Source organism: Streptomyces pseudovenezuelae, from assembly GCF_001513955.1.
Classification (GTDB): domain Bacteria; phylum Actinomycetota; class Actinomycetes; order Streptomycetales; family Streptomycetaceae; genus Streptomyces; species Streptomyces pseudovenezuelae.
The window spans coordinates 406210-427376 of record NZ_KQ948147.1 but is presented as its reverse complement, the minus strand read 5'-3'; the positions used below and the strand labels follow the sequence as shown (position 1 = coordinate 427376).

19 protein-coding genes are annotated in these 21167 nt (G+C 71.5%); 13 read left to right on the top strand and 6 right to left on the bottom strand.

Annotated elements, in window-relative coordinates:
• The first annotated feature begins 47 nt into the window (after window positions 1–47).
• Both AQI94_RS18255 and AQI94_RS18250 read left to right on the top strand, forming a co-directional pair.
• Entirely contained in the window at window positions 48–524 is a 477-nt protein-coding gene (locus tag AQI94_RS18255; RefSeq protein WP_031052165.1) for an Lrp/AsnC family transcriptional regulator, read from the top strand.
• A gap of 20 nt (window positions 525–544) precedes the next feature.
• Window positions 545–1234 carry an HAD family hydrolase gene (locus AQI94_RS18250; protein WP_031052163.1) on the top strand — a complete coding sequence of 230 codons (690 nt, stop codon included), beginning with the start codon at window positions 545–547 and terminating at the stop codon, window positions 1232–1234.
• 45 nt (window positions 1235–1279) lie between these two features.
• Here AQI94_RS18250 and AQI94_RS18245 read toward each other — a convergent pair whose 3' ends face one another.
• The 3 genes from AQI94_RS18245 to AQI94_RS18235 form a co-directional block, all read right to left on the bottom strand.
• Window positions 1280–2695, bottom strand: a complete 1416-nt coding sequence (locus AQI94_RS18245) for an FAD-binding oxidoreductase (RefSeq protein WP_031052161.1) — start codon at window positions 2693–2695, stop codon at window positions 1280–1282.
• A 100-nt stretch (window positions 2696–2795) separates the two neighbouring features.
• Complete coding sequence (locus AQI94_RS18240; protein WP_062229819.1) at window positions 2796–5435, bottom strand: ATP-binding protein; 2640 nt, start codon at window positions 5433–5435, stop codon at window positions 2796–2798.
• Window positions 5436–5599: 164 nt separating this feature from the next.
• A complete protein-coding gene (locus AQI94_RS18235) occupies window positions 5600–6097 on the bottom strand; it encodes an FBP domain-containing protein (RefSeq protein ID WP_031048947.1) in 498 nt (165 codons plus the stop codon).
• A 79-nt stretch (window positions 6098–6176) separates the two neighbouring features.
• Here AQI94_RS18235 and AQI94_RS18230 point away from each other — a divergent pair, with 79 nt between their 5' ends.
• Together AQI94_RS18230 and AQI94_RS18225 are read left to right on the top strand one after the other, a co-directional pair.
• Complete coding sequence (locus AQI94_RS18230) at window positions 6177–6746, top strand: TetR/AcrR family transcriptional regulator (RefSeq protein ID WP_031048949.1); 570 nt, start codon at window positions 6177–6179, stop codon at window positions 6744–6746.
• A gap of 17 nt (window positions 6747–6763) precedes the next feature.
• Window positions 6764–7969 carry a GDSL-type esterase/lipase family protein gene (locus AQI94_RS18225; protein WP_031048951.1) on the top strand — a complete coding sequence of 402 codons (1206 nt, stop codon included), beginning with the start codon at window positions 6764–6766 and terminating at the stop codon, window positions 7967–7969.
• A 385-nt stretch (window positions 7970–8354) separates the two neighbouring features.
• On the opposite strand, the gene AQI94_RS18220 is transcribed toward AQI94_RS18225, so the two are convergent.
• Window positions 8355–9158 carry a LysR substrate-binding domain-containing protein gene (locus tag AQI94_RS18220; RefSeq protein WP_031048953.1) on the bottom strand — a complete coding sequence of 268 codons (804 nt, stop codon included), beginning with the start codon at window positions 9156–9158 and terminating at the stop codon, window positions 8355–8357.
• 58 nt (window positions 9159–9216) lie between these two features.
• Here AQI94_RS18220 and AQI94_RS18215 point away from each other — a divergent pair, with 58 nt between their 5' ends.
• Complete coding sequence (locus tag AQI94_RS18215; RefSeq protein WP_031048955.1) at window positions 9217–9600, top strand: DUF5997 family protein; 384 nt, start codon at window positions 9217–9219, stop codon at window positions 9598–9600.
• A gap of 75 nt (window positions 9601–9675) precedes the next feature.
• Window positions 9676–11847 (top strand): TerD family protein, encoded by a 2172-nt coding sequence (locus AQI94_RS18210; RefSeq protein WP_031048958.1) that lies wholly within the window; start codon window positions 9676–9678, stop codon window positions 11845–11847.
• 231 nt (window positions 11848–12078) lie between these two features.
• On the opposite strand, the gene AQI94_RS18205 is transcribed toward AQI94_RS18210, so the two are convergent.
• On the bottom strand, window positions 12079–12945 hold the full coding sequence (locus AQI94_RS18205; protein WP_031048960.1) for a fructosamine kinase family protein: 867 nt from the start codon (window positions 12943–12945) through the stop codon (window positions 12079–12081).
• 169 nt (window positions 12946–13114) lie between these two features.
• On the opposite strand from AQI94_RS18205, the gene AQI94_RS18200 reads away from it, so the two are divergent.
• From AQI94_RS18200 to AQI94_RS18180, 5 genes are read left to right on the top strand one after another with little or no spacing between them, the layout of a single operon-like run.
• Window positions 13115–14449 (top strand): ABC transporter substrate-binding protein, encoded by a 1335-nt coding sequence (locus tag AQI94_RS18200; RefSeq protein WP_031048962.1) that lies wholly within the window; start codon window positions 13115–13117, stop codon window positions 14447–14449.
• A complete protein-coding gene (locus AQI94_RS18195) occupies window positions 14446–15366 on the top strand; it encodes a carbohydrate ABC transporter permease (protein ID WP_031048964.1) in 921 nt (306 codons plus the stop codon). The genes AQI94_RS18200 and AQI94_RS18195 overlap by 4 nt, the downstream gene beginning before the upstream one ends.
• A complete protein-coding gene (locus tag AQI94_RS18190; protein WP_031048967.1) occupies window positions 15363–16307 on the top strand; it encodes a carbohydrate ABC transporter permease in 945 nt (314 codons plus the stop codon). Before AQI94_RS18195 ends, AQI94_RS18190 begins: the two co-directional genes overlap by 4 nt.
• 27 nt (window positions 16308–16334) lie before the next feature.
• Complete coding sequence (locus AQI94_RS18185) at window positions 16335–17243, top strand: 5-dehydro-4-deoxyglucarate dehydratase (protein ID WP_062229818.1); 909 nt, start codon at window positions 16335–16337, stop codon at window positions 17241–17243.
• Window positions 17240–18493, top strand: coding sequence for a glucarate dehydratase family protein (locus AQI94_RS18180; protein WP_031051601.1), 1254 nt, complete (start codon window positions 17240–17242; stop codon window positions 18491–18493). Before AQI94_RS18185 ends, AQI94_RS18180 begins: the two co-directional genes overlap by 4 nt.
• A gap of 27 nt (window positions 18494–18520) precedes the next feature.
• Here AQI94_RS18180 and AQI94_RS18175 read toward each other — a convergent pair whose 3' ends face one another.
• Window positions 18521–19399: a hypothetical protein gene (locus tag AQI94_RS18175; RefSeq protein WP_031051598.1), complete on the bottom strand. Its 879-nt coding sequence runs from the start codon at window positions 19397–19399 to the stop codon at window positions 18521–18523.
• A 95-nt stretch (window positions 19400–19494) separates the two neighbouring features.
• Between AQI94_RS18175 and AQI94_RS18170 the strand changes: the two genes are divergently transcribed.
• Window positions 19495–19881: a hypothetical protein gene (locus AQI94_RS18170; protein ID WP_031051595.1), complete on the top strand. Its 387-nt coding sequence runs from the start codon at window positions 19495–19497 to the stop codon at window positions 19879–19881.
• A complete protein-coding gene (locus AQI94_RS18165; RefSeq protein WP_031051593.1) occupies window positions 19878–21104 on the top strand; it encodes a hypothetical protein in 1227 nt (408 codons plus the stop codon). The genes AQI94_RS18170 and AQI94_RS18165 overlap by 4 nt, the downstream gene beginning before the upstream one ends.
• The last annotated feature ends 63 nt before the right edge of the window (window positions 21105–21167 follow it).

The following is a 21167-nucleotide window of genomic DNA, read 5'->3' as shown; positions in this document are numbered from 1 at the left end:
GCGTCCGTCGGCGGGCCAAAGGACCATGCCCGAGGAGGTCGTACGCCATGGCCGTGGACGAGCTCGACACCCGCATCCTGCGGCTTCTGCTGGAGCGGCCGCGGACGAGCGTGCGGGAGTACGCGCGGATCCTCGGGGTCGCGCGGGGCACCTTGCAGGCACGGCTGGACCGGCTGGAGCGGGACGGCGTGATCACCGGGACCGGGCCCTCGCTGTCGCCCGCCGCGCTCGGCCATCCGGTGCTGGCGTTCGTGCACATCGAGGTGACCCAGGGGCGGCTCGACGACGTGGGGGATGCGCTCGCGGCCGTACCGGAGATCGTCGAGGCGTTCTCGATCGCGGGCGGCGGGGATCTGCTGACGCGGGTCGTGGCCAGGGACAACGCGCATCTGGAGGACGTGATCCAGAAGGTGATCAGCCTGCCCGGCGTGGTGCGTACGCGCACCGAGGTGGCGCTGCGGGAGCGGGTGGCGTACCGGCTGCTGCCCCTGGTGGAGTCGGTCGGGCGCACGACCCGGAGTTGATCTTTGCCATCCTGGACGCCATGAGCAGGCTCAGCGGCATATCGGTCATCTTCGATCTCGACGGAACGCTCGTGGACAGCGAGCCGAACTACTACGAAGCGGGGCGGCAGACCCTCGCCGCGCACGGCGTCCCCGACTTCACCTGGGCCGACCACGAGCGGTACGTCGGGATCAGCACGCAGGAGACCGTCACGCAGTGGAAGTCGCTGTACGGGCTGCGGGCGTCCGTGCCGGAGCTGCTCGCGGACAAGAACCGGCGCTATCTGGCACTGGCCCGCACCGCCACGCGCGTGTACCCCGAGATGCGCGCGTTCGTGGAACTGCTCGCCGCTGAGGGGGTGCCGATGGCCGTGGCCTCGGGGTCCTCCCCTGCGGCCATCGACGCGATCCTGACCGGGACGGGCCTCGACGCGTATCTCCGTACGACCGTCTCGGCCGACGAGGTCGACCGTGGCAAGCCCGCGCCGGACGTCTTCCTGGAGGCGGCCCGGCGGCTGGGCGCCGAACCGGCCCACTGTGTGGTCCTGGAGGACGCCGCGCCGGGCGCGGCCGCCGCCCACGCCGCCGGGATGCGCTGCATCGCGATCCCGTACCTCGCGGCTCAGGCCGACGCACCCGAGTTCGCCCGCGCCGGTCTGCTGCTGCGCGGCGGCCAGGAGGAGTTCACGGCCCGGGCGGCGCACGACTGGCTGGCGCGGAGCGGGAGGTGAGGCGCGGCGGCGCCCCTCACCTCCCGCTCCGCGCGGCGATCCGCCCTACGGCCGCGACCCGTGCGACGGCCTCGGCGCCGGCTGGATGTTCTGGTTCAGCCGGAACACGTTCTCCGGGTCTCGGTCGGCCTTGATACGGGCCAGCCGGTCGTAGTTGCCGCGGTAACTGGCCCGGACGCGTTCCTGGCCCTCGTCCATCATCATGTTGACGTAGGCGCCGCCCGCCGAGTACGGGTGCAGGGCGTCGAAGTAGTCGACGGTCCACCGCTTGACCAGTTCGGCGTTGGCCGGGTCCGGGTCGACGCCGGCGAAGACGGAGGCCCAGTTGGCGTGGCGGTAGGCCCAGGGGGTCTCGTCCTGGCCCACGTCGTGGGCGGCGCCGTCGATCGGATAGAGGTGCATGGTCGACTGGACGGTCGGCACCTCGGCGCCGAACTTGGCGTGCAGCTGGACCGCCTCGTCGGGAATGGTCTCGACGAAGTCGGCCCGCCAGTACCACTGGTGGCCGGGCGGGTAGAGCCCGTCGAACATGGCCTGGAGGTCGGGGTGCTGCATGGCCATGGGCGCGTGCAGCAGCGGCGCGGGCAGGGCGTCGAGCAGCGGGGCCATCTCGCGGGCGGCGGCCTCGCTGTCGTCGCCGGTCCAGCACCAGACCACACCCGCCGTCTTGCGCAGCTGGATCTCCTCGGGGAACGGAGGGGCCGGCGGGACGGTGCCGTACAGGAAGAAGCCGCCCAGTTCGCGGGGCGCGGTGAGTATGAACTCCCGGTAGGCGGCCAGGACTTCGGCACTGTCCTCGACGGGCCAGAAGGTCGGGCCGGCGATCACCGTACCGATCTCGTGGAGCCGGAAGACGAACGAGGTGACGACACCGAAGTTGCCGCCGCCGCCCCGGATCGCCCAGAACAGGTCGCTGTTCTCGTCGGCGCTCGCCCGCACCCGGCTGCCGTCGGCGAGGACGAGGTCGGCCTCCAGCAGGTTGTCGATGGTCAGCCCGCACCTGCGGGTGAGGTGGCCGAGGCCGCCCCCGGTGGTGAGGCCGCCGACGCCGGTCGTGGAGACGATGCCGCTGGGCGTGGCCAGGCCGTGCGCGTTGGTGGCGCGGTCCACCTCGCCCCAGACGCAGCCGCCGCCGACCCTGACGGTGCGGGCCGCCGGATCCACCCGGATGTCCTTCAGGGGTGCCAGGTCGGCGACCACTCCCCCGTCGACGGTGCCGAGCCCGGCGCCGTGGTGGCCGCCGCCGCGCACGGCCAGCGGCAGACCGTGAGCGCGGGCGAAACCGATCGTGCGGGCCACCGCGTCGGCGTCGGCACAGCGGGCGACGAGGGCGGGGCTCCGGTCGATCATCGCGTTGTAGACGGTACGGGCCTGCTGGTGGCCGGCGTCCTCGGGTCCGATCAACTCTCCGTTGAAGTCGGTCAGTTCACGACGTGCGGCCTGGGCGGGTGTGCTGGACATGCGGTCCCCCGTTTCCGAATCGGGTCGATTCGTCCGTTCTACTCGCGTCGCTCCGCGGCGGACATCCGTGACCGTCACCCAGCTCGGCGCGTTCGGATACCTAGCTCGGGGGGTCGGCGGGCAGCAGGCCCAGCTCGGCCGCGCGCAGGGCGGCCTGGCGGCGGCCCGGCGCGTCGAGTTTGTCGAGCACGGCGCGCACGTGGTTGTCGATCGTGCGGACCGACACGACGAGCCGGGCGGCGATCTCCGCGTTGGTGAGTCCCTCGGCGAGCAGCCGTATGACCTGGAGCTGGCGGTCGGTGAGGCCCGCGGGGTTGTCCCGGGTCGCGGCGAGGGGGCCGCGCGGGATGTGCCGCACCCCGAGCCGTCGCAGCTCGGCGCGGAGGATACGGGCCGCCGGTTCGGCGCCGAGGGTGTCGAGGACGGCGAGCGCCTCCAGCTTGTCGGCCGGGTCCGGGCTCTCGGCGAGGGCGACGGCGTGTTCGTAGGGACAGCCCGCGGCCCGCCAGAGCTCGGCGGCCCGGCGCCACTGCCCGCGGGCCTGCAGCGCGTAGGGATGGTCCGAGTCGTCCGGTGGCACCGGGTGGCCCGCTCTGGTGAGCCAGTAGCCGAGTTCGGAGCGGTAGGGGGCGCCGGGCAGCCGGCTCGCCTGGGCGTGAACGGGCCCGGCCGCTGCCACGACGGCCTCCGGGTCCCCGCGCAGCCAGGCCCACTCCGCCCGTGCCACCGCCACCGGCCCGGTGCGCTGCAGTTCCTTGGTCCCTACGGCGATGTCCCAGGCCTCGGCGAGAAGGGCCTCGGCGCCGGGGCGGCCGCAGCGGATGCGGACCCGGGCGAGGACGGTCAGGGCCGGGCAGCGGGCCGGGACGAAGTCGTGCATGCCGTACTCGGCGTGCCGCTCGGCGTCGCCCCAGTCGGCGGCGGCGAGCCTGCGCATGGCGAGTTCGACGTGGAGATAGTTGAGGAAGCCCAAGTGCTCGGCCCGGTCGGCGAGTTCCATCGCCGGGGGCAGGAAGGTGTCGGCCTCGTCGTACCGGAGGTTGTCGAGCAGGGTCCAGATGATGTTGGCGTAGGAGCGGCACGCGTGCTCGACCTCGCCGGCGGCGAGCGCCACGTCGAGACTCTCCTCCAGCTGCTCCCGTCCGCCGGGGTCTCCGGAGCGCCAGCGGGCGGTGCCGACGTTGTTCAGGGCGTGCGCGAGGATCGCGGGGTCGTCGGCCTTGCGTGCCAGGGCGATGGCGCGCTCGCCGTGTTCGACGGCCTCTGCGTAGCGTTCCGACAGCATGCGCAGCTGGGCGGTGTTGCTGACGGCGAGCGCCAGCAGCCGGTCGTCGCCCGCGTGCTCAAGGACGGTCACCGCCTCGCGGGCGGCCTCCTGGGCCTGGTCGGCGTTGCCGGCCCACCAGTGGATGCGGGACAGCCAGCGCAGGTCGGCGCCGAGGGCGAGGGTGTCACCGAGGGCGCGGCGCAGGGCGACGGCCTCGCGCTGGGCGGCGACGGCGGCGGCGGAGTCGGCGATGGTGTAGCTCTCGACGGCATAGCGTTCGAGCAGGTCGGCGAGTTCGGCGGGGGCGTAGCGGTGCCGTTCGCGCAGCACGAGCCGGAGTTGGGCGGCGGCCTCCCGGTGGGCGCCCGTGGCGGAGGCGTCCTTCGCCGCGTCGGGGCCGTAGCGGGCGATGGCGTCCTGGTCGCCGGCCTGGGCCGCGTGGTGGACGATCCGGGCGGCGTCGGATCCGGGGCGGGCGACGAGTGCCGTGAGGACGGCCCGGTTGAGGCCGATCCGGCGGGCGGCGGGCAGGGAGTCCGCCACGGCCCGGCGGATCAGCTCGTGCCGGAACGCCACCCGCTCGGGGGTGACGGTGAGCAGGCCGCGCTGCTCCGCGGCGGCGAGGACGGCCACCCCGCCGGTGGGCGGGCCGCCTCGCTCCGGGGCGGCGAGGACGGCCGCCGCCCCGTCCGTGAGCAGCGCGTCGACCAGGGGGCGTTCGACGGCCGAGGGGACGACGGCCAACTGCTCCAGCGCGTCCACGATGGCGCCGGGCAGTCCGCGCAATCGGGCGAGCACGGCGTCGACGACGGTCGGGGGCACCTTCCCGGTGCCGCCGGCGGCGACGATCTCGGCGACGAAGAAGGGGTTGCCGTTCGTGACGGCGTACACCTGGGCGGGGTCGACACGGCCGGCGCTGAGAGTGCGTACGGCGTCCAGGGAGAGGCGGGCCAGGGGCAGCCGGTGCACGCGGGGCGCGCGGGAAACCTGGCCCAGCAGCTGCCGGAGCGGGTGCTCACGGCTCAACTCGTCGTCGCGGTAGGTCAGGACGAGGAGGGTGGGCAGCCGCTCCGTCCGCCGGACCAGGAAGCGCAGGGCGTCCAGGGAGGCCTCGTCGGCCCAGTGGACGTCCTCGACGACGAGTACCGCTCCGCGTAGTTCTTCGAGCAGGGCCTCGTGGACGCGATGGCGGTCGCCGCCCTCCGTCACGGCGCCGGCGAGTTCGCCCCCGACGCTGCCGATCAGGTCGCGGAAGGGGCCGAGCGGCCTGCGGGTGGCGAGGTCGTCGCACTCGCCGACGAGTATCCGGGTGCCGGCCGGGAGATGGCCCGGAAGGGCTCTCACCAGGCTCGACTTGCCGATACCGGCCTCTCCGGAGACGAGCACCACGGATCCGGCCCCGTCCGCCGCCTCCCGTGCGGCCGAGGCCAGTCGCGCCAGTTCGGGCTCGCGCTCGAGGATCCCCCAGTCCACGGGCCCGATTCTGCCACCGGGGACGCCGGGCGGGGCCCTTCACGACGGAGGGGCCGCCCACTCCCCCCTTCGGTCCGTACGCAGGCGTCCGGGCTCAAGCCGGGGTTGCCGTCGTGGACCACCGGCACATCGCGCTTCGCGCACTCCACCAGGCAGCGGGCGTCTCACTCGGTGCCCGTCACCTTGGCGACGAAGGCGGCGAGGTTGGTCACCGTCCGGCGGATCTTCTCGTCCAGGGTGAGCGTCTCGTGGAGCCGTGCGCCCACGCCCGCGTCCCTCTTCCCGCGCACATACAGCGAGCAGGCCAGGTCGTCGCACATGTACGCCCCTACCGAGTTGCCCTGCTGCCCCGCCCTGCCCGCTCTCGGGGCGACCATCAGGGACACCCCGCCGGAGTGGGTGGTCAGGCACATCGAGCACATGCTGCGCCGGGTCTGCCAGGAACCGGCGGTGGAGCGGCGCAGCGCGAGCGCGGTCGGGCGGCCGTCCAGGACGGTGACCAGGTAGGCGCGGTCGGGGGCCTGCGGATCACCCCAGCCGAGGTAGTCCAGGTCCTCCCACGGCCGCTCGTCCAGGTCACGCGGCACGGACAGCCGCTTGGCCTGGCCCTTGGTGCAGTTCACGAAGGCGGCACGGATCTCTTGCTCGGTCAACGGTTCCATAAGTCCACGCTAGTTTGCCTAAAACTCTTAGGCAAATGCATAATCGACTCTGGCGACTCTGGCGAACGAGAGGACAGCTGTGGCACGGGTAGGTCTGAGCACGGAGCGCCTGGTCCGGGCGGGTGCGGAGCTGGCCGACGAGGTGGGCTTCGAGCAGGTGACCGTCTCGGAGCTGGCCCGGCGGTTCGGCGTCAAGGTCGCGAGCCTGTACTCGCACGTGAAGAACTCCCAGGACCTCAAGACCCGGATCGCCCTGTTCGCGCTGGAGGAACTCGCCGACCTCTCCGCCGACGCGGTGGCCGGGCGGGCCGGCAAGGACGCCCTGACCGCCTTCGCCAACGTCTACCGCGACTACGCCCACGCCCACCCGGGCCGTGCCGCGGCCGCCCGGCTCAGGCTCGACCCCGAGACCGCGGCGGCCAGCGCGGGCGTACGGCACGCACAGATGATGCGGGCCATCCTGCGCGGCTACGACCTGCCGGAACCCGATCAGACCGATGCCGTACGGCTGCTGGGCAGCACCTTCCACGGGTACGCGAGCCTGGAGGGGGCAGGCGGGTTCAGCCACAGCTCTCCCGACTCCGAGGAGTCCTGGACGCGGATCCTGGACGCCCTCGACTCGCTGTTGCGCAACTGGCCCGCCCGCTGACCGACAGGCTGAGGAACATGCACGACTGGATCACCACCCCCGTCACCGCCGACCTGCTGCGCGGCGCGCTCGACGTGGAAACCACCGAGCGCGGGGTGCTGCCGCACCGGCTGCCGGCCCGGGCCCGCGCCCAGAACACCGACGACCAGCTCGCCATGGCCGAGTCCCAGCCCTCCGGCGTACGGCTGGCCTTCCGTACCCGGGCCACCGCGGTGGAGCTGGACGTCCTGCCGACCAAGCGTGCCTATGTCGGTGCGCCACCGCGGCCCGACGGGGTGTACGACCTGGTCGTCGACGGCCGGCCGGCCGGGCAGGGCAGTGTCCGCGCCGGCACCGTCATCACCGTCGACATGGCAGCGGGGACGTCCGAGGTCCGGCCCGGACCGCCCGGGACCGTCCGTTTCGACGGGCTGTCCGGCGACGCCAAGGACGTCGAGATCTGGCTGCCGCACAACGAGACCACCGAGCTGATCGCCCTGCGCACCGACGCGCCCGTCGCGCCCGCGCCCCGCACCGACCGCCGGGTCTGGCTGCACCACGGCAGCTCCATCAGCCACGGCTCCGACGCGGCGAGCCCCACCGGCATCTGGCCCGTGGTCGCCGCGACGCTGGGCGGTGTGGAGCTGATCAACCTGGGACTCGCCGGGAGCGCTCTGCTCGACCCGTTCACCGCGCGGGCGGTGCGGGACACTCCCGCCGACCTGATCAGCCTCAAGATCGGGATCAACGTCGTGAACCACGATCTGATGCGGCTGCGCGCCTTCGGTCCCGCGGTCCACGGCTTCCTCGACAATATCCGCGAGGGCCGTCCGGACACGCCCCTGCTGGTCGTCTCGCCCATCCTGTGCCCGATGCACGAGGACACCCCGGGTCCCTGCTTCCCGGACGTCAGCGAACTCGGTGAGGGCCGGCTGCGGTTCAGGACGATGGGCGACCCGGCGGAACGCGCGAGCGGGAAGCTGACCCTTCAGGTGATCCGGGAGGAACTTGCCAGGATCGTGAAGCAGCGGGCCGCCGACGATCCGCATCTGCACTATCTCGACGGGCGCGAGCTGTACGGCGAGGACGACTCGGCGGAGCTGCCGCTGCCGGACGATTTGCATCCGGACGCGGCGACGCATCGACGGATGGGGGAACGGTTCGCGGGGATCGCGTTCGGCCCCGACGGCGTGTTCACCGACGGCTCCGGAGCCTTCAGCGACTCCGGCCGGCCCAGCGACTGAAGCGGCGCACCGCGCCCCCTGCCGCCCGGAACTCCCGCCCGCCTCCCGGTGAGCGCTACCCCCTGCGCTTGGGCTTGCCCCGCCGGGCACCCGCGCCCTTGGAGCCATCGGATCCTCCGGCCCGGCCGGACGCCCCACGCGACCCCCTGGCCGCGCCGGCTGAGGTGACGCACCACCCGCCCCCCTGCCCCCGGAGCTCCCGCCCGGCTCCCGGGGAGCGCTACCCCCTGCGCTTGGGCTTGCCCCGCCGGGCACCCGCGCCCTTGGAGCCATCGGATCCTCCGGCCCGGCCGGACGCCCCACGCGACCCCCTGGCCGCGCCGGCTGAGGTGACGCACCACCCGCCCCCCTGTCCCCGGAGCTCCCGCCCGGCTCCCGGGGAGCGCTACCCCCTGCGCTTGGGCTTGCCCCGCCGGGCGCCCGCGCCCTTGGAGCCGCCGGACCCACCGGACCGGCCGGACGCCCCGCGGGACCCCCTGGCCGCTCCGGAGGATCCCCGTGCCGTGCCCTTCCCGGCGCCCGCCGGTTTGCGTCCGCCGGCCTTCTCGGACGGTTGCCCGCGCTCCGGTTCGGGCTGGGTGCGGCCCCGCGAGCTGTTGACCGTCCGTCCCCGGACGATGCCGATGAAGTCCTCGACCATGTCCGTCGTCGCGTCCTCGCGCCAGGCCAGCGCGATCTCGGACTGCGGGGCGTCGGTGAGCGGGCGGTAGGTGAGGTCGCGGCGGTGGTGGAGTCGGGCCAGGGACTGGGGGACGACGAGGACGCCGATGTTCGCCGCCACGAGCTCGATCGCGTCCGCCGTGGTGGCCGGCCGTTCGAAGGCCGGTTCGCCGGGCGGCTGCTCCCAGCCGATGACGTCGTCGAGGGGGTGGAGGACGACCTCGTCCGCCAGGTCCTCCAGCGTCACCTCCTCCACCGCGGTCACCACGTGGTCCTTGGGGACCACGACGACCGAGGTCTCGGTGTAGAGGGGGATCGCGCTGAACACCGTACGGTCGACCGGCAGCCGTACGAGACCGGCGTCCGCGCCGCCGTCGCGCAGCACGTCGCGGGCCTCCGCGGGAGCCACCTGGACGAGCTCCAGGCGGATGTCGGGCAGGCGCTCGTTCCAGATCCGCACCCACTTGGCGGGCGTCACCCCGGGGACGTACGCGAGCCGGAAGGAGGGGGGTTCTGGCGAGTCTGTCACGCGGCAAGGTTACCCACTGTGGTCGGAGGTCTCGTGCGCGGCCGATAGTCTGGACTGCATGAAGTCGCACCAGAGCACCCAGACGATGAAGCCCGCCACCGCGGCGAAGAAGCTGGGTGTGTACCTCCCTGCCACCCCCGCCGAGTTCCAGGAGGGTGTCGTCTCGCGCGCCGAGCTCAACGAGCTCCAGGCGAACCCGCCCCAGTGGCTGCAGGACCTGCGACGCACCGGCCCGCACCCCCGTCCGGTCGTCGCGGCCCGGCTGGGCGTCTCCATCGCCGGTCTCGCGCGCGGCGGGGTCACCGAGCCGCTCACCACCGAGCAGATCGAGGCGCTGCGGGACGAGGGTCCCGAGTGGCTGGAGAAGGAGCGCGCCACGCAGGCGGAGGTCCGCAAGGAGGCGGCGCGCATCAAGGAGAAGAAGCAGGACGAGGAGTCCTGACCCCGGGGCCCGCACCAGGCCGGGGCCCCGGAAACTCCGGTGCGCCGGGTCGAACACCTCTGCGACCATTCCGGCATGGTCCACCGCCTGGAATCCCTGGTCGTTCGGCATGCCCTCCGACTGCCCGCTCCTGCGGGCCCCGCCGGTGAGGGCGACATCGCGGCGCGGCAGTTCGACGCCGCGCTGATGTCCGTCGGCTTCAAGCTGTCGGCGGACGCGCTGCGGACGTTGTCGGAACGGTCCGAGAGCACGGTCGTCGACACCGCCGTGCGCACGCTCGCCACCGTCCGCGAGATGGCCGGCGACCATGTGCGGCACAACGTCTACTTCAAGGACTTCCCGGCCAACGTCCCGGACACCTTCGAGTTCTGGACGCGCTGCGTGCGCGAAGCCCTGGAGGACGGCAAGGCCCGCTCCGGCGTCCTCAGCCAGCTGCGCAACGGCGTGCTCAACCTGCTCACCCTCCCGTCCTACGGCACCTACCGGCACACGTACGACGAGATGCTCGCCGCGCACGACGAGCTGACGGCCGCGCTCGGCGACCGGCTGACCGTCCTGCACCTGGGCGCCTCCCTGGAGGACGAGGTCAGCGCCCTGTACCTGGCGCTGGCCGGCAGCACCACGCCGCTCGGGGACGAGCACCTGGCCGATCTCAGGGTGCTCGCCGAGCACTGCGCGGACGGCCCCCAGCCCGCGGCGATCCCGGTGCGGGAGAACCGTGCCGTCGTCAACGAGGCCCGGCTGAAGGCGGGTTCCGGCCTGCTCCTGGACACCGTGACCGATGTGCTGCGGCTGGCCTGCGCGTTGTCGGGCGGGGACGTGTCCCTCCAGGAGCCGACCCGGTTCCGGGCGCTGTCGCGGCCGGTGCGCCGGGCGCTGCTCGCGGGGCTCGACTCGGTCGTCGAGGCGGCCCCGGCCAAGCTCGCCGACGTGCTCGCGCACCGCGAGGCGTTCAAGCGGCTCGGCGAGCGGCTCCACCCGCACGAGTACCCCCGGTGGCCGCGTGCCGCCGAGGTGTTCGCGGTCGCCCGGGGTGAGAAGAAGGCGTACACCTTCGACGCCCGTGTCGAGGCGCTGCTGGGCGCGGCCGACGTGATCGGGGCGGTGGAACTGCTCAGGTCCGCGCCGGGCAGGCTGTTCCGTGCGCTGGACCGGCTGCTGCGCGGCGCGCGCACGCGGCAGGAGCGGGACGCGGTGGTGGCCGCGGTGGAGGAGACCGCCGCGGAGGTCTCCGGGCGGGTCGTGCTGTCGGTGCGTGAGTACCTGCAGAACCGGGCCGCCGAGACGGGCCGGAAGCGGGTGTTCGTCAACCGGCTCGGCCGCGCCCATGTCGCCGACGACACGCGTGCGGCCGTACCGGAGGCGGAACGGGCCCGCCTGATCGCCGTGCTCGACACGGAGATCGGCCGCCGACTCCCCTGCCCGGAGCGGCTGTTGGTCGATCCCGACGTGCTTGACGTGGCGCTTCCGCTCAGCGGGCGGGCGACCTCGGCCGGGCTCGGTGTGCTGCCCCGAGGCTCCGTCTCACCGGTCGACGGGGAACTGCTGCGGTTCTTCGTGTACTGGAAGCAGGCTCAGCGAATCACGGACTACGACCTGTCGGCACTGCTGCTGGACGCGGACTACGAGACGGTGTCCTGGCTGTCGTACACCAATCTCCGCGAAGTGGAGGGCGCGCACTCGGGTGACATCACCAACGCCCCCGACGGCGCTTCGGAGTTCATCGATCTGCGGCTCGGGGCGGTGCGGGGCACGTACATCGTGCCGCAGGTCAACATCTACAGCGGGGAGAAGTTCGAGGAGGCCGAGGAGTCGTTCTTCGGGTTCATGCTGCGTGAGCGGGAGCAGCGGGGCCGGCCCTTCGAGGCGCGTACCGTGCGGATGAAGTCGGAGCTGCGCGGGCCGGGCCGGGTGGCGCTGCCGCTGGCGTTCCGGCGTGCGCAGGACGGGAGTTGGCACGCCAAGTGGCTGCACCTGTACCTGAAGGGGCAGCCGGCGTACAACCGCGTCGAGGACAACCAGGTGTCGGTGGCGACGCTGTTGCGCGGCATCGTCGAGCGCGAGCAGCTCACGGTCGGGTACCTGACCGCGCTGATGGCGAACGGCGGTACGGACATGGCGACCTGGGACGCCGGAGCGGTACCGGACGGACCCGTGACCTACATCGGCCTGGAGCGTCCCGAGGGGCTGCACCCGGACTCGGTGGTCGTCACCCCGGAAAACCTGCGCGACTTGATCCCCGAGTGACTGTTACCGTTACGCGTGGCGAGGCCATGGAAGGGCTTCCTTCTCCACTCGATGAGCCCCCATGGGGCTTGGATCTCCAGCTCTTCCGCTTTCCTCGCCCTCGGCGTCGACACACGAGGCCATGAAGGGGCTTCCTTCTCACCGGTGTGACAACCGGCTTTCTCAGAGCTCCAGTTCCTTCGCTCTCCTCGTCGTCGATGTCGTCCGCGCAGGCGGCCCGGACCGGTGGACTCACCGTTCCAGGGCCGCCTTCGCCGTGCTGAGCGCCTGTTCCGCGTATCCCCGTCCGAACAGCACGGCGTGCACCAGCAGCGGGAACATCTGGTGCAGCCCGACGCGGTCGAGCCGGCCGTCGGCGAGCGGCGCCACGCTCTCGTAGCCGCGCAGCACCTCGTCCAGGTGCGGGCAGCCGAAGAGCTGGAGCATCGCGAGGTCGCTCTCGCGGTGGCCGCCGTGCGCGGCCGGGTCGATCAGCCAGGCGTGGCCGTCCGCGCCCCACAGCACGTTGCCGTTCCACAGGTCGCCGTGCAGCCGGGCCGGCGGCTCGGCCGGACCCGCGAGTGCGGGCAGCCGCGCGCAGAGGCGCTCGATCACCTCTGCTTCCGAGAGCGTGATCGTGCCGTCGTCCACCGCGCGCCGCAGATACGGCAGCACCCGGTGCTCGGCGTACCACCGCGGCCACTCGGCGCCTTCGACGTTGCGCATCGGCGCCCGCCCGATGAACGCCTCCCGGGGACCGCCGGGCGGCGCGGAGCCGAAGGCGAGCGCCCCGGCGCGGTGCAGCCCGGCGAGCGCCCAGCCCAGTTCTAGTGCGGCCTCCCGGCTCGGCCGCCCCCTGGCGATCAGGTCGGTCACCAGCCAGGGGCCGTCCTCGCCGTACCCGGTCGGCACCCGGACCGCGCCGGCCTCGGCCAGCCAGCGCAGCCCCGCCGCCTCCGCCCGGGCCTCCTCGGCGCTGTCCGCGCGCTTCACCATCACCTCCCGGCCGTCGTCGAGGGTCACCTCGGACAGCGCGCCGGACAGCCGGCGTTCACCGGTCGCCTTCCGCCCGGTGAGCCGCGTCGCGGCCGCACCCGGGCCGTCGCCTCGGTCGTACACCCACGCCTCCCTGATCACGTCGATTGCGCACCAGCGTGCCCCGTAGGGCTCGTGCACAGCCTCTGTGAAGACTCCCAGCCATGTCTTGACATACGGAAGAAACAATCCGTAGCTTGGCCGATCATTTAGATTCGTGAAGCGGGTTCACGGATATGAACGGAGAGTGTCCATGGGCGATCGCCGACGACGACGCCGCCTGGCCGCGGCAGCCACCGTCGCGGGACTGATGTCCGCAACGGCCGCCTGTGGCTCCGGTTCCGGCAACGCGGGCAGCAGCGATCCGAACACGCTGGAGGTGTGGACCCGGAGCAACCCGGACGACGCCGCCACCTACGACCGGGTCTTCGCCGCCTTCACCAAGAAGACCGGCATCAGGATCGACTACCAGCCGATCATCAACTTCGACCAGCAGCTCCAGAGCCGGGCCTCCACCAGGGACCTGCCGGACGTCATGATCAACGACACGGCCCTGATGGGCAGTTACCAGAGCCAGGGCCTGCTCAAGCCGATCGACCCGTCGTCGGTCGCGGGCGGTGACCGGATCACCGCCAAGTCCTGGTCCTCCACGGTGGGCGTCGACGGCAAGCACTACGGCATCCCCTACTCCCGCCAGGCCCAGACGCTGATGATCCGCAAGGACTGGCTGGACAAGCTCGGGCTGAAGGCGCCGACGACCTGGCAGGAGATGCTCTCGGTCGCCAAGGCCTTCGCCATCGAGGACCCCGACGGCGACGGCAAGGCCGACACCTACGGCATCGTCGCGCCGGCCAGCGCCCAGAACGGCTACGCGGCCATGTGGGGAGCGAGCTTCCTGTGGCAGGGCGGAGCGCAGATCATCAAGCCGGACGGCAAGGGGAAGTACACCCCCGCCATGGACTCGGCCGCCGCCGTGAACGCCGTGACCTGGATGAAGGACAACCTGTTCTGCGGCGAGAAGGGGGTCGTCCAGCCCGGCGCGATCACCGCCGTCACGGGAACCGCCACCAACTTCCAGGACGGCAACGCCGGGATGTACATGACCGGGCCGTACAACATCACCACCTACGACACCACGCCCGGCAAGAAGACGTACGAGGTCGTCCCCGCCCCCGCGGGCCCGGCCGGCGGAGACGTGCTGGCCGACGGCGAGAACGTCTACCTCGGCGCCCGGACCGGCAAGGACAGGCAGGAGCTGGCGCTGGCCTCGTTCCTGGTCTCCGCGGAGGGCCAGAAGATCGCCATGACCAGCGTCGACGGTCACCAGCCCGTCGTCCGCATCCCCGTGAACTCCACGCTGGACGCCGCGAAGGTCAGGAACGACGCCCGCTGGAGCGTCGTGCAGAAGGCCTACGAGAACGCCTCCGAGCAGTTCCCGAACGCGCCGGACTTCGCCCCGATCAAACAGGACACCGCCGACTCGCTGAACTCGATCTTCACGTACTGCGGCGGTGACGTCCGCTCCCAGCTCAAGGAGCTCAACGACACGCTCGCCGGTGATCTCAAGGACCAGGGGCTGCTGAAATGACCGCCACCGTATCCGCCCCCGCGGCGCGCAGAGGCCTCGTCAAGGGGGCCCTCGGCAAGAGGAACATCGTCCCCTGGCTCTTCCTCGCTCCGGGGCTGCTGCTCGCGCTCGTCTTCAAGTTCTGGCCGATGGCCAAGGGCATCTGGCTCAGCTTCTTCCACGTGCGGCCCTTCCTCGGCAACGAGTGGATCGGCCTCGACAACTACACGAGGGTCCTGAGCGACCACCGCTTCCAGGAGTCCATCGGGCACACCCTGATCCTCGGCATAGGCCAGGCGGTCGGCGCGATCCTGCTCGGGTTCGCCCTCGCACTGCTCCTGGAGGGCCAGGCCCGTTCGCTGAAGTTCCTCCGCACCGCCGTCTTCCTGCCCGCCGTCACGGCCACCGCGGTCGTCGGCGAGCTGTGGCGGCTGATGTACTACCCGACCTCCGACGGCCTGCTCAACAGCGGCCTGCACCTCTTCGGCCTCGGGACCGTCCAGTTCCTCGACAACCCGAACATCGCCCTGTACTCGACGATGGTGATGGGCATCTGGATCTGGGCCCCCTACAACATGGTGATCTTCCTCGCCGGTCTGGCGGGCGTGGACCGCTCGCTGTACGAGGCCGCCGCGATGGACGGGGTCTCGCTGTGGCAGCGGCTGCGCCACGTCACGCTCCCCGCGATCCGCCCGGCGCTCATGATCGTGCTCACGCTCGCCACCATCCGCGGGCTGCGGGTGTTCACCGAGGTCTACGTCCTCACCGGCGGCGGCCCCGCCGGGTCCACGGACGTCTGGATGACCCGCGCCTACACCCTGGGCTTCACCCGCAACGACATCGGCGGCGCCTCGGCGGCCTCGGTCGTCCTGCTCTGCGTGACGCTGCTCCTCACCGTCATGGTCAATCACCTCCGCAAGAGGGGAGAAGCGCGATGAGCGCCCCCGTCATCGACCCCGCCCGGCCGGCGGCACCTGACACCCCGGCCGGGCGGACCACCACGCCACAGCGGACCACCCCGGCCCGCTTCGACACCGCACTCGGCTGGAACGACAGGCCCGGTCTCGCCTGGGGCCTGAGGATCCTGCTCTGTGTGATCGCCCTCGCGATCTTCGCGGCGCCCTTCCTGACGATCTTCTCGGGCGCCTTCACCACCCACCCCAGCGGCTCCTCGCTGTCCTTCCTGCCGCACGACACCACGCTGTCCAACTTCAAGGTCGCCGGCGCCCAGGGCATGTGGGACTACCTCGGCAACTCGCTGGTCATCGCGGGCGGCGGGCTGCTCCTCCAGCTGGTGGTGTGCACCCTCGCCGCGTACGCGCTGGCCCGGCACCGCTTCCGGGGGCAGGCGCTGATCATGATGCTGTTCATGATGACGCTGATGCTGCCCGAGGAGGTCATCGCGATCCCGCTGTCCCTGGTCCTCGGTGACGTGCCGGTGGTCCACGCGGACCTCAAGGGCACGGTCTGGGGCGTCATCCTGCCGCTGGGCGCCTGGGGCTTCTCGGTGATGATGCTGACCGAGTTCATGCGGGAGATCCCCGACGAGATCGAGGAGGCGGCCCGCCTGGACGGCGTCGGCGAGCTGCGGATGCTGTGGCAGATCATCCTGCCGCTGTGCAGGCCCGCGCTCGGCGTGGCGGGCGTCCTCGGGTTCATCATGATCTGGGACCAGTACCTGCTGCCCCTGATCGCCGCCAAGGACCCCACCGACTACACGGTCACCGTCGCCCTGGCCACCTTGCGCACCGACCCCGTGGTCGGCTCGGGCGTGGTCCTCGCCGGTGCGGTCATCGCCCTGATCCCCAGCCTGATCGTCTACCTGCTCCTCCAGCGCTCCCTGGTCTCCGGCATCGCCGCCGGCGCCACGAAGGGCTGACCCCGACCCCCCACGTTTGAGGGAGACATGAAGTTCCAAGGAGTGCTGTTCTTCCCGGTGACGCCGTTCGCCGCGGACGGCTCGCTGGACGAGGAACGGCTCGCCCAGCACATCGACAGCGGTGTGACAGCCGGTGCGGGCGGTGTGTTCGTCGCCTGCGGCACCGGTGAGTTCCACGCGCTGACGCCCGACGAGATCGAGCGGGCGACCCGGGTCGCGGTCGAGACGACGGCGGGCCGGGTGCCGGTCCTCGCCGCGGCGGGCGGCCCCACCCCGGTGGCCCGCGACCACGCGTCCCGGGTCGCCCGCGCGGGCGCCGACGGCATCCTGCTGCTGCCGCCCTACCTGGTGACGGCCCCCCAGCAGGGCCTGGTGCGCTACGTCGAGGAGGTCACCTCCGCGAGCGAGCAGCCCGTGATCTTCTACCAGCGCGGCACCGCCCGCCTCACCGAGGAGACGGCCGCCGAGATCGCCGCACTGCCCGGGGTCGTCGGCCTCAAGGACGGCCTCGGCGACATCGAGCGGATGCACCGCATCGTGCGCGCGGTGCGTGCCGTACCGGGCACGGAGGACTTCCAGTTCTTCAACGGCCTGCCCACGGCGGAGATGACCGCGCCCGCCTACCAGGGCATCGGCGTCTCCCTGTACTCCTCCGCCGTGTTCGCCTTCGCGCCCGAGATCGCCCTCGCCTTCCACCGGGCACTCGCCACGGACGACCGCCCGCTGCTCGACACACTCCTCGACGAGTTCTACGGCCCCCTCGTCCGGCTCCGCGACGAGGTGCCGGGGTACGCCGTGGCGCTGGTGAAGACCGGAGTGGCCCTGCGTGGCCTGGACGTGGGTGGCGTACGGGCGCCCCTGGTCGATCCGACGCCGGAGCACATCGCGCGGCTGTCCGCACTCGTCGAGCACGGCCTGGAGGTGGTCGGCGCATGAGCGTCCCGACGCGCATCAGGGAACTGATCGTCACCCCGATCGCCTTCCGCGACCCACCGCTGCTCAACTCGAACGGTGTCCACGAGCCGCTCGCCCTGCGGATCATCCTCCAACTCGTGCTGGAGGACGGCACGGTGGGGCTCGGGGAGTCCCCCGGCGGGGTCGCCCGCCTGGAACGACTTGAGGCCGCGGCGAAGGTCGTCGTGGGCATGGACGTCTTCGACACGACGGCTCTCGGCGCCGCGATCGACACCGCCCTGCTGCCCACGGTTCCTTCCTCGCACGAACGCGGCTGGACCACCTCCGCCGTGGAGGTGGCCTGCCTCGACGCCCAGGGCAAGCTGCTCGGCCGCCCGGTCAGTGACCTGCTCGGCGGGACGGTCCGGGACTCGGTGCCGTTCGCCGCGTACCTCTTCTACAAGTGGGCCGAGCACCCGGCCCTCGACGGCCGTGCCGCGGTCGGCGACGAGTGGGGCGAGGCACTGGACCCGGCCGGCATCGTGGAGCAGGCCCGGCTCATGCAACAGCGGTACGGGTTCAGGTCGTTCAAGCTGAAGGGCGGGGTCTTCCCGCCCGACGAGGAGATCGCCGCGATCAGGGCGCTGGCGGAGGCCTTCCCCGGACAGCCGCTGCGCCTGGACCCCAACGTGGCGTGGACCGTGGAGACGTCGAAGTACGTGGCCCGCGAACTCGACGGTGTCCTGGAGTACCTGGAGGACCCGACCAGGGGCATCGAGGGCATGGCGGCGGTGGCGAAGGACGCGCCGATGCCGCTGGGCACCAACATGTGCGTGATCGCCTGGGAGCACCTGAAGCCCGCGATCGAGCAGAACGCCATCCAGGTGCTGCTGACCGACCACCACTACTGGGGCGGCCTGCGCCGCACCCGTGAACTGGCCGCGGTCTGCGAGGCGTTCGGGCTCGCCCTGTCCATGCACTCCAACTCGCACCTGGGCATCAGCCTGGCCGCCATGACCCATGTGGCCGCGGCGATCCCCAACCTCGACCACTCCTGCGACACCCACTACCCGTGGAACCACGCCGACGACGTGATCCGCCCGGGCGTCCTGGAGTTCCGCGACGGCGAGGTCAAGGTGCCGACCGGTCCCGGCCTCGGTGTGGAACTCGACCCCGCGGCCCTGGAGCGGCTGCACCGCCTCTACCTCGACTCCGGGGTCCGCAGCCGGGACGACACCGGATACATGCGGCGGTTCCAGCCGGACTACGAACTCCGGCTCCCCCGCTGGTGACATGAGCTTCACAGGACAGGGCGCCCGCTAGTCGTCCATCCGCTTGATGGCCCGCAGCACTTCCTCGGGGATCAGCGCGGGGTCCGGAGGGGGCACCATCTCGTAGCGGACGCCGCCCAGTCGGCGGTCGGAGGCGCTGTTGATGCGGACCATGCGGCCCTCGCCGCACCCGGTGCAGGGCACGATGGCCATCCCGCCCGGTTCGTCGAGGACGGCCAGCATGCCGGACGGCAGCGTCAGCCACGTCCCGCAGCCGGTGCACCGGCCCACACGCGGGTCCTCGGCCGGAGGAGCGGCCGCAGCGTCGTCGAGGCCTTCCCGGCCCCGCCGGGCTTCCTCCGCCTCCTCCGGCCGGGCGCGCGCGTACGCCACCGGGTCGAAGGAGAGGACGTACAGGTACAGGTCCTCGGTGACCTCCTGCGGCTCCTCCGGGAGGAACACGTCGACGTCGCAGCAGTACAGGTGGGTGGCGCCCGCGGACAGGGTCCAGGTGAGGCCGCCCCAGTTCTGCGTGCCCCAGTGCAGGATCCGGCGCCGGAAGGCGAGTTCGGGGTCCCAGTCGGGATCGCGGTGGTCGATCAACCGCTGGAGGAACGCGCTGTCCTCCAGACGGAACCTGAGGAACAGGGATCCGTCCATGCCGTGCACCTGTGGAAGGAGGCCATCGGACCAGTCGGCCTGCGTGAGCCGCACAACGGCCTTGGTGTACGGGCTTCTTGAGGTGGCACCGAAGAGTTCGGGACTGAACGGCGTGTTCTCCACCCGCAGTTCGAGTTCCGTACCGACGCACGCCCGCAGCGCGTCGGCCTTGTCCCGGGTGAGGGCCTCCGGGTCGCCGGCCCGGGCGGGCGTGACAGGGTAGTAGAGACGTGCAGCCGCATAACCTGGGATCTTCTCGGATCGCACGAATGCCAGACTACTTCTTCCGCGAACTCCGAGTGGGCTGATCGACGTCATGCCATACTGAGCCACGGCCACCGACCGAACTGACTGGGGGAAAAGTGACAGTCAAGGCCGACATCTCGTTCCGTGTTCCCGCCCCACTGTCCACCGAAGAGGTTTTCGACCTGTTGTTCCGTCCTGATTCGGGACTTGTGCGCAGCGCGGAAACACCGGTCGCCGACAGCGAATTGAGCTTCGAGTTCGACACGCTGGTGAGTATCGGAACCCTTGTCATCAGTGTGGTCCAAGCGCCTCTGGCTCTGGCCCAACTCGTGGAGTTGGTCAGGCAACGCCAAAGACGCGGCGACTCGGCCGACGCATCGGGCACGAATGCGAGGGCCACACCGGCACCCCCGCCCGTGGAAATCAACATCACGGTCGAGGGCGCGCGTTACAACATCGCCGAGTTGACTCCCGAACAGATCAGGCGCCTCCTCGAACCATGACCCACACGGGCCGGATCGGCTCCCACGTCATCGGCGTCCCGGTGATCCTCATCCGCTCCGACGTGCTCGCCAGGCACCGCCCAGAGATCTGGACGGCACCGGACGGGCCGTCGGCGGATCCGGAAAGGGAACGCCTGCTGGCCGAGGCCACGATCCTTCACGAAATACGCCATTTCCACGACGCGTTGCTCTGCCCTCCGCTCTACGACCGGTTCATGGTCGAGGCCGAACGCAATGCCGTGGCCGCCACTTTGATCGCGGCCCTTTCCGAGAACGGCGAGCGGGACCCGGAAAAGAGCCTCGGTGAGGAACACGCGGAACTCATCGAACTGCACCGCGTGAACGCCGCCCGCCTGGCGCGCCGCAATGCCCTCGCGTACGAGCGCGCGGCGGTTTCCGGAATCGGACCTGCGATCACCCTGGTCGATCTGTTGGAGGCGAGTGCGCTCGTCACCGAACTGTCGTTTCTCCATGCGGCTTTCGACGAGGGCGCATACGACCATTGGCTGTCTCTGCGCTCCTCCCTGCCCGCCAAGTACACCAGAATCATCAGCCGTTTCAGCCGCACCCGGGATTCCTTCGGAGAGGATCTTCAGCGGGTCTCCGCGGTACTGATGAGGTGCCTCTACCGACCCGAGCCGTCGGCCGCCGCCCTCGCCGAAGCAGCCGGACTCACGGAGCGCGAGATCGACGCCCTGTGCGACGCCTCGGTCATCGCAGAGCAGCTCGCGGAGACCGAGAAGCGCCAGAACTACGCCCTGTACACGATCCTGGAGCCCGAGCAGCATCCTCGGCGGGTCTTCACCAACGCCGTCGACATCGCCGAGCTGCACGGTCTCTGCAGAGCCCGGATGCCGGCCACGGGGTTCCGGGTCGACGCGTACCACCGGGACGTCCGTGACTTCCCCGTGCCCGCCACCGGCTTCTTCGCCGACGCGGACATGGTCACCGAGCGACGCCTTCCCTTCGTCCGCAAGGCGGACATCAGGGCGGCGTACGGCGATGCCTTCACCCTGTACAGCGTCAAGGACCGGCAGCGGCGCGCGACGCCCGCCTGCGGCTACTTCCCGACCTTCGGGACCGAGCCCTGCCTGGATCTCAGCCGCGTCGACCTCATGCTCGGACTGCGCTTCGGCACCCAGGCGCTCCTCGGCGAGAAGGTCTCCTACAACCACGCGATGGACCAGGCGTATGCCGCGCTGTACCGCCGGTGGATGGACTGAACCCGTCCGAGCCCGACCACCTCCCGCTGAAGATCCGCCGGTGCTTCAATGTCACCCCCTGGG

Excerpts from the sequence above, each read along its gene's own strand:
- AQI94_RS18180 (WP_031051601.1), top strand. The coding sequence starts at position 17,240 with ATGAGCGTCCCGACGCGCATCAGGGAACTGATCGTCACCCCGATCGCC.
- AQI94_RS18245 (WP_031052161.1), bottom strand. The coding sequence starts at position 2,695 with ATGTCCAGCACACCCGCCCAGGCCGCACGTCGTGAACTGACCGACTTC.
- AQI94_RS18225 (WP_031048951.1), top strand. The coding sequence starts at position 6,764 with ATGCACGACTGGATCACCACCCCCGTCACCGCCGACCTGCTGCGCGGC.
- AQI94_RS18190 (WP_031048967.1), top strand. The coding sequence starts at position 15,363 with ATGAGCGCCCCCGTCATCGACCCCGCCCGGCCGGCGGCACCTGACACC.
- AQI94_RS18215 (WP_031048955.1), top strand. The coding sequence starts at position 9,217 with ATGAAGTCGCACCAGAGCACCCAGACGATGAAGCCCGCCACCGCGGCG.
- AQI94_RS18165 (WP_031051593.1), top strand. The coding sequence starts at position 19,878 with ATGACCCACACGGGCCGGATCGGCTCCCACGTCATCGGCGTCCCGGTG.
- AQI94_RS18185 (WP_062229818.1), top strand. The coding sequence starts at position 16,335 with ATGAAGTTCCAAGGAGTGCTGTTCTTCCCGGTGACGCCGTTCGCCGCG.
- AQI94_RS18235 (WP_031048947.1), bottom strand. The coding sequence starts at position 6,097 with ATGGAACCGTTGACCGAGCAAGAGATCCGTGCCGCCTTCGTGAACTGC.
- AQI94_RS18200 (WP_031048962.1), top strand. The coding sequence starts at position 13,115 with ATGGGCGATCGCCGACGACGACGCCGCCTGGCCGCGGCAGCCACCGTC.
- AQI94_RS18255 (WP_031052165.1), top strand. The coding sequence starts at position 48 with ATGGCCGTGGACGAGCTCGACACCCGCATCCTGCGGCTTCTGCTGGAG.
- AQI94_RS18250 (WP_031052163.1), top strand. The coding sequence starts at position 545 with ATGAGCAGGCTCAGCGGCATATCGGTCATCTTCGATCTCGACGGAACG.
- AQI94_RS18195 (WP_031048964.1), top strand. The coding sequence starts at position 14,446 with ATGACCGCCACCGTATCCGCCCCCGCGGCGCGCAGAGGCCTCGTCAAG.
- AQI94_RS18210 (WP_031048958.1), top strand. The coding sequence starts at position 9,676 with ATGGTCCACCGCCTGGAATCCCTGGTCGTTCGGCATGCCCTCCGACTG.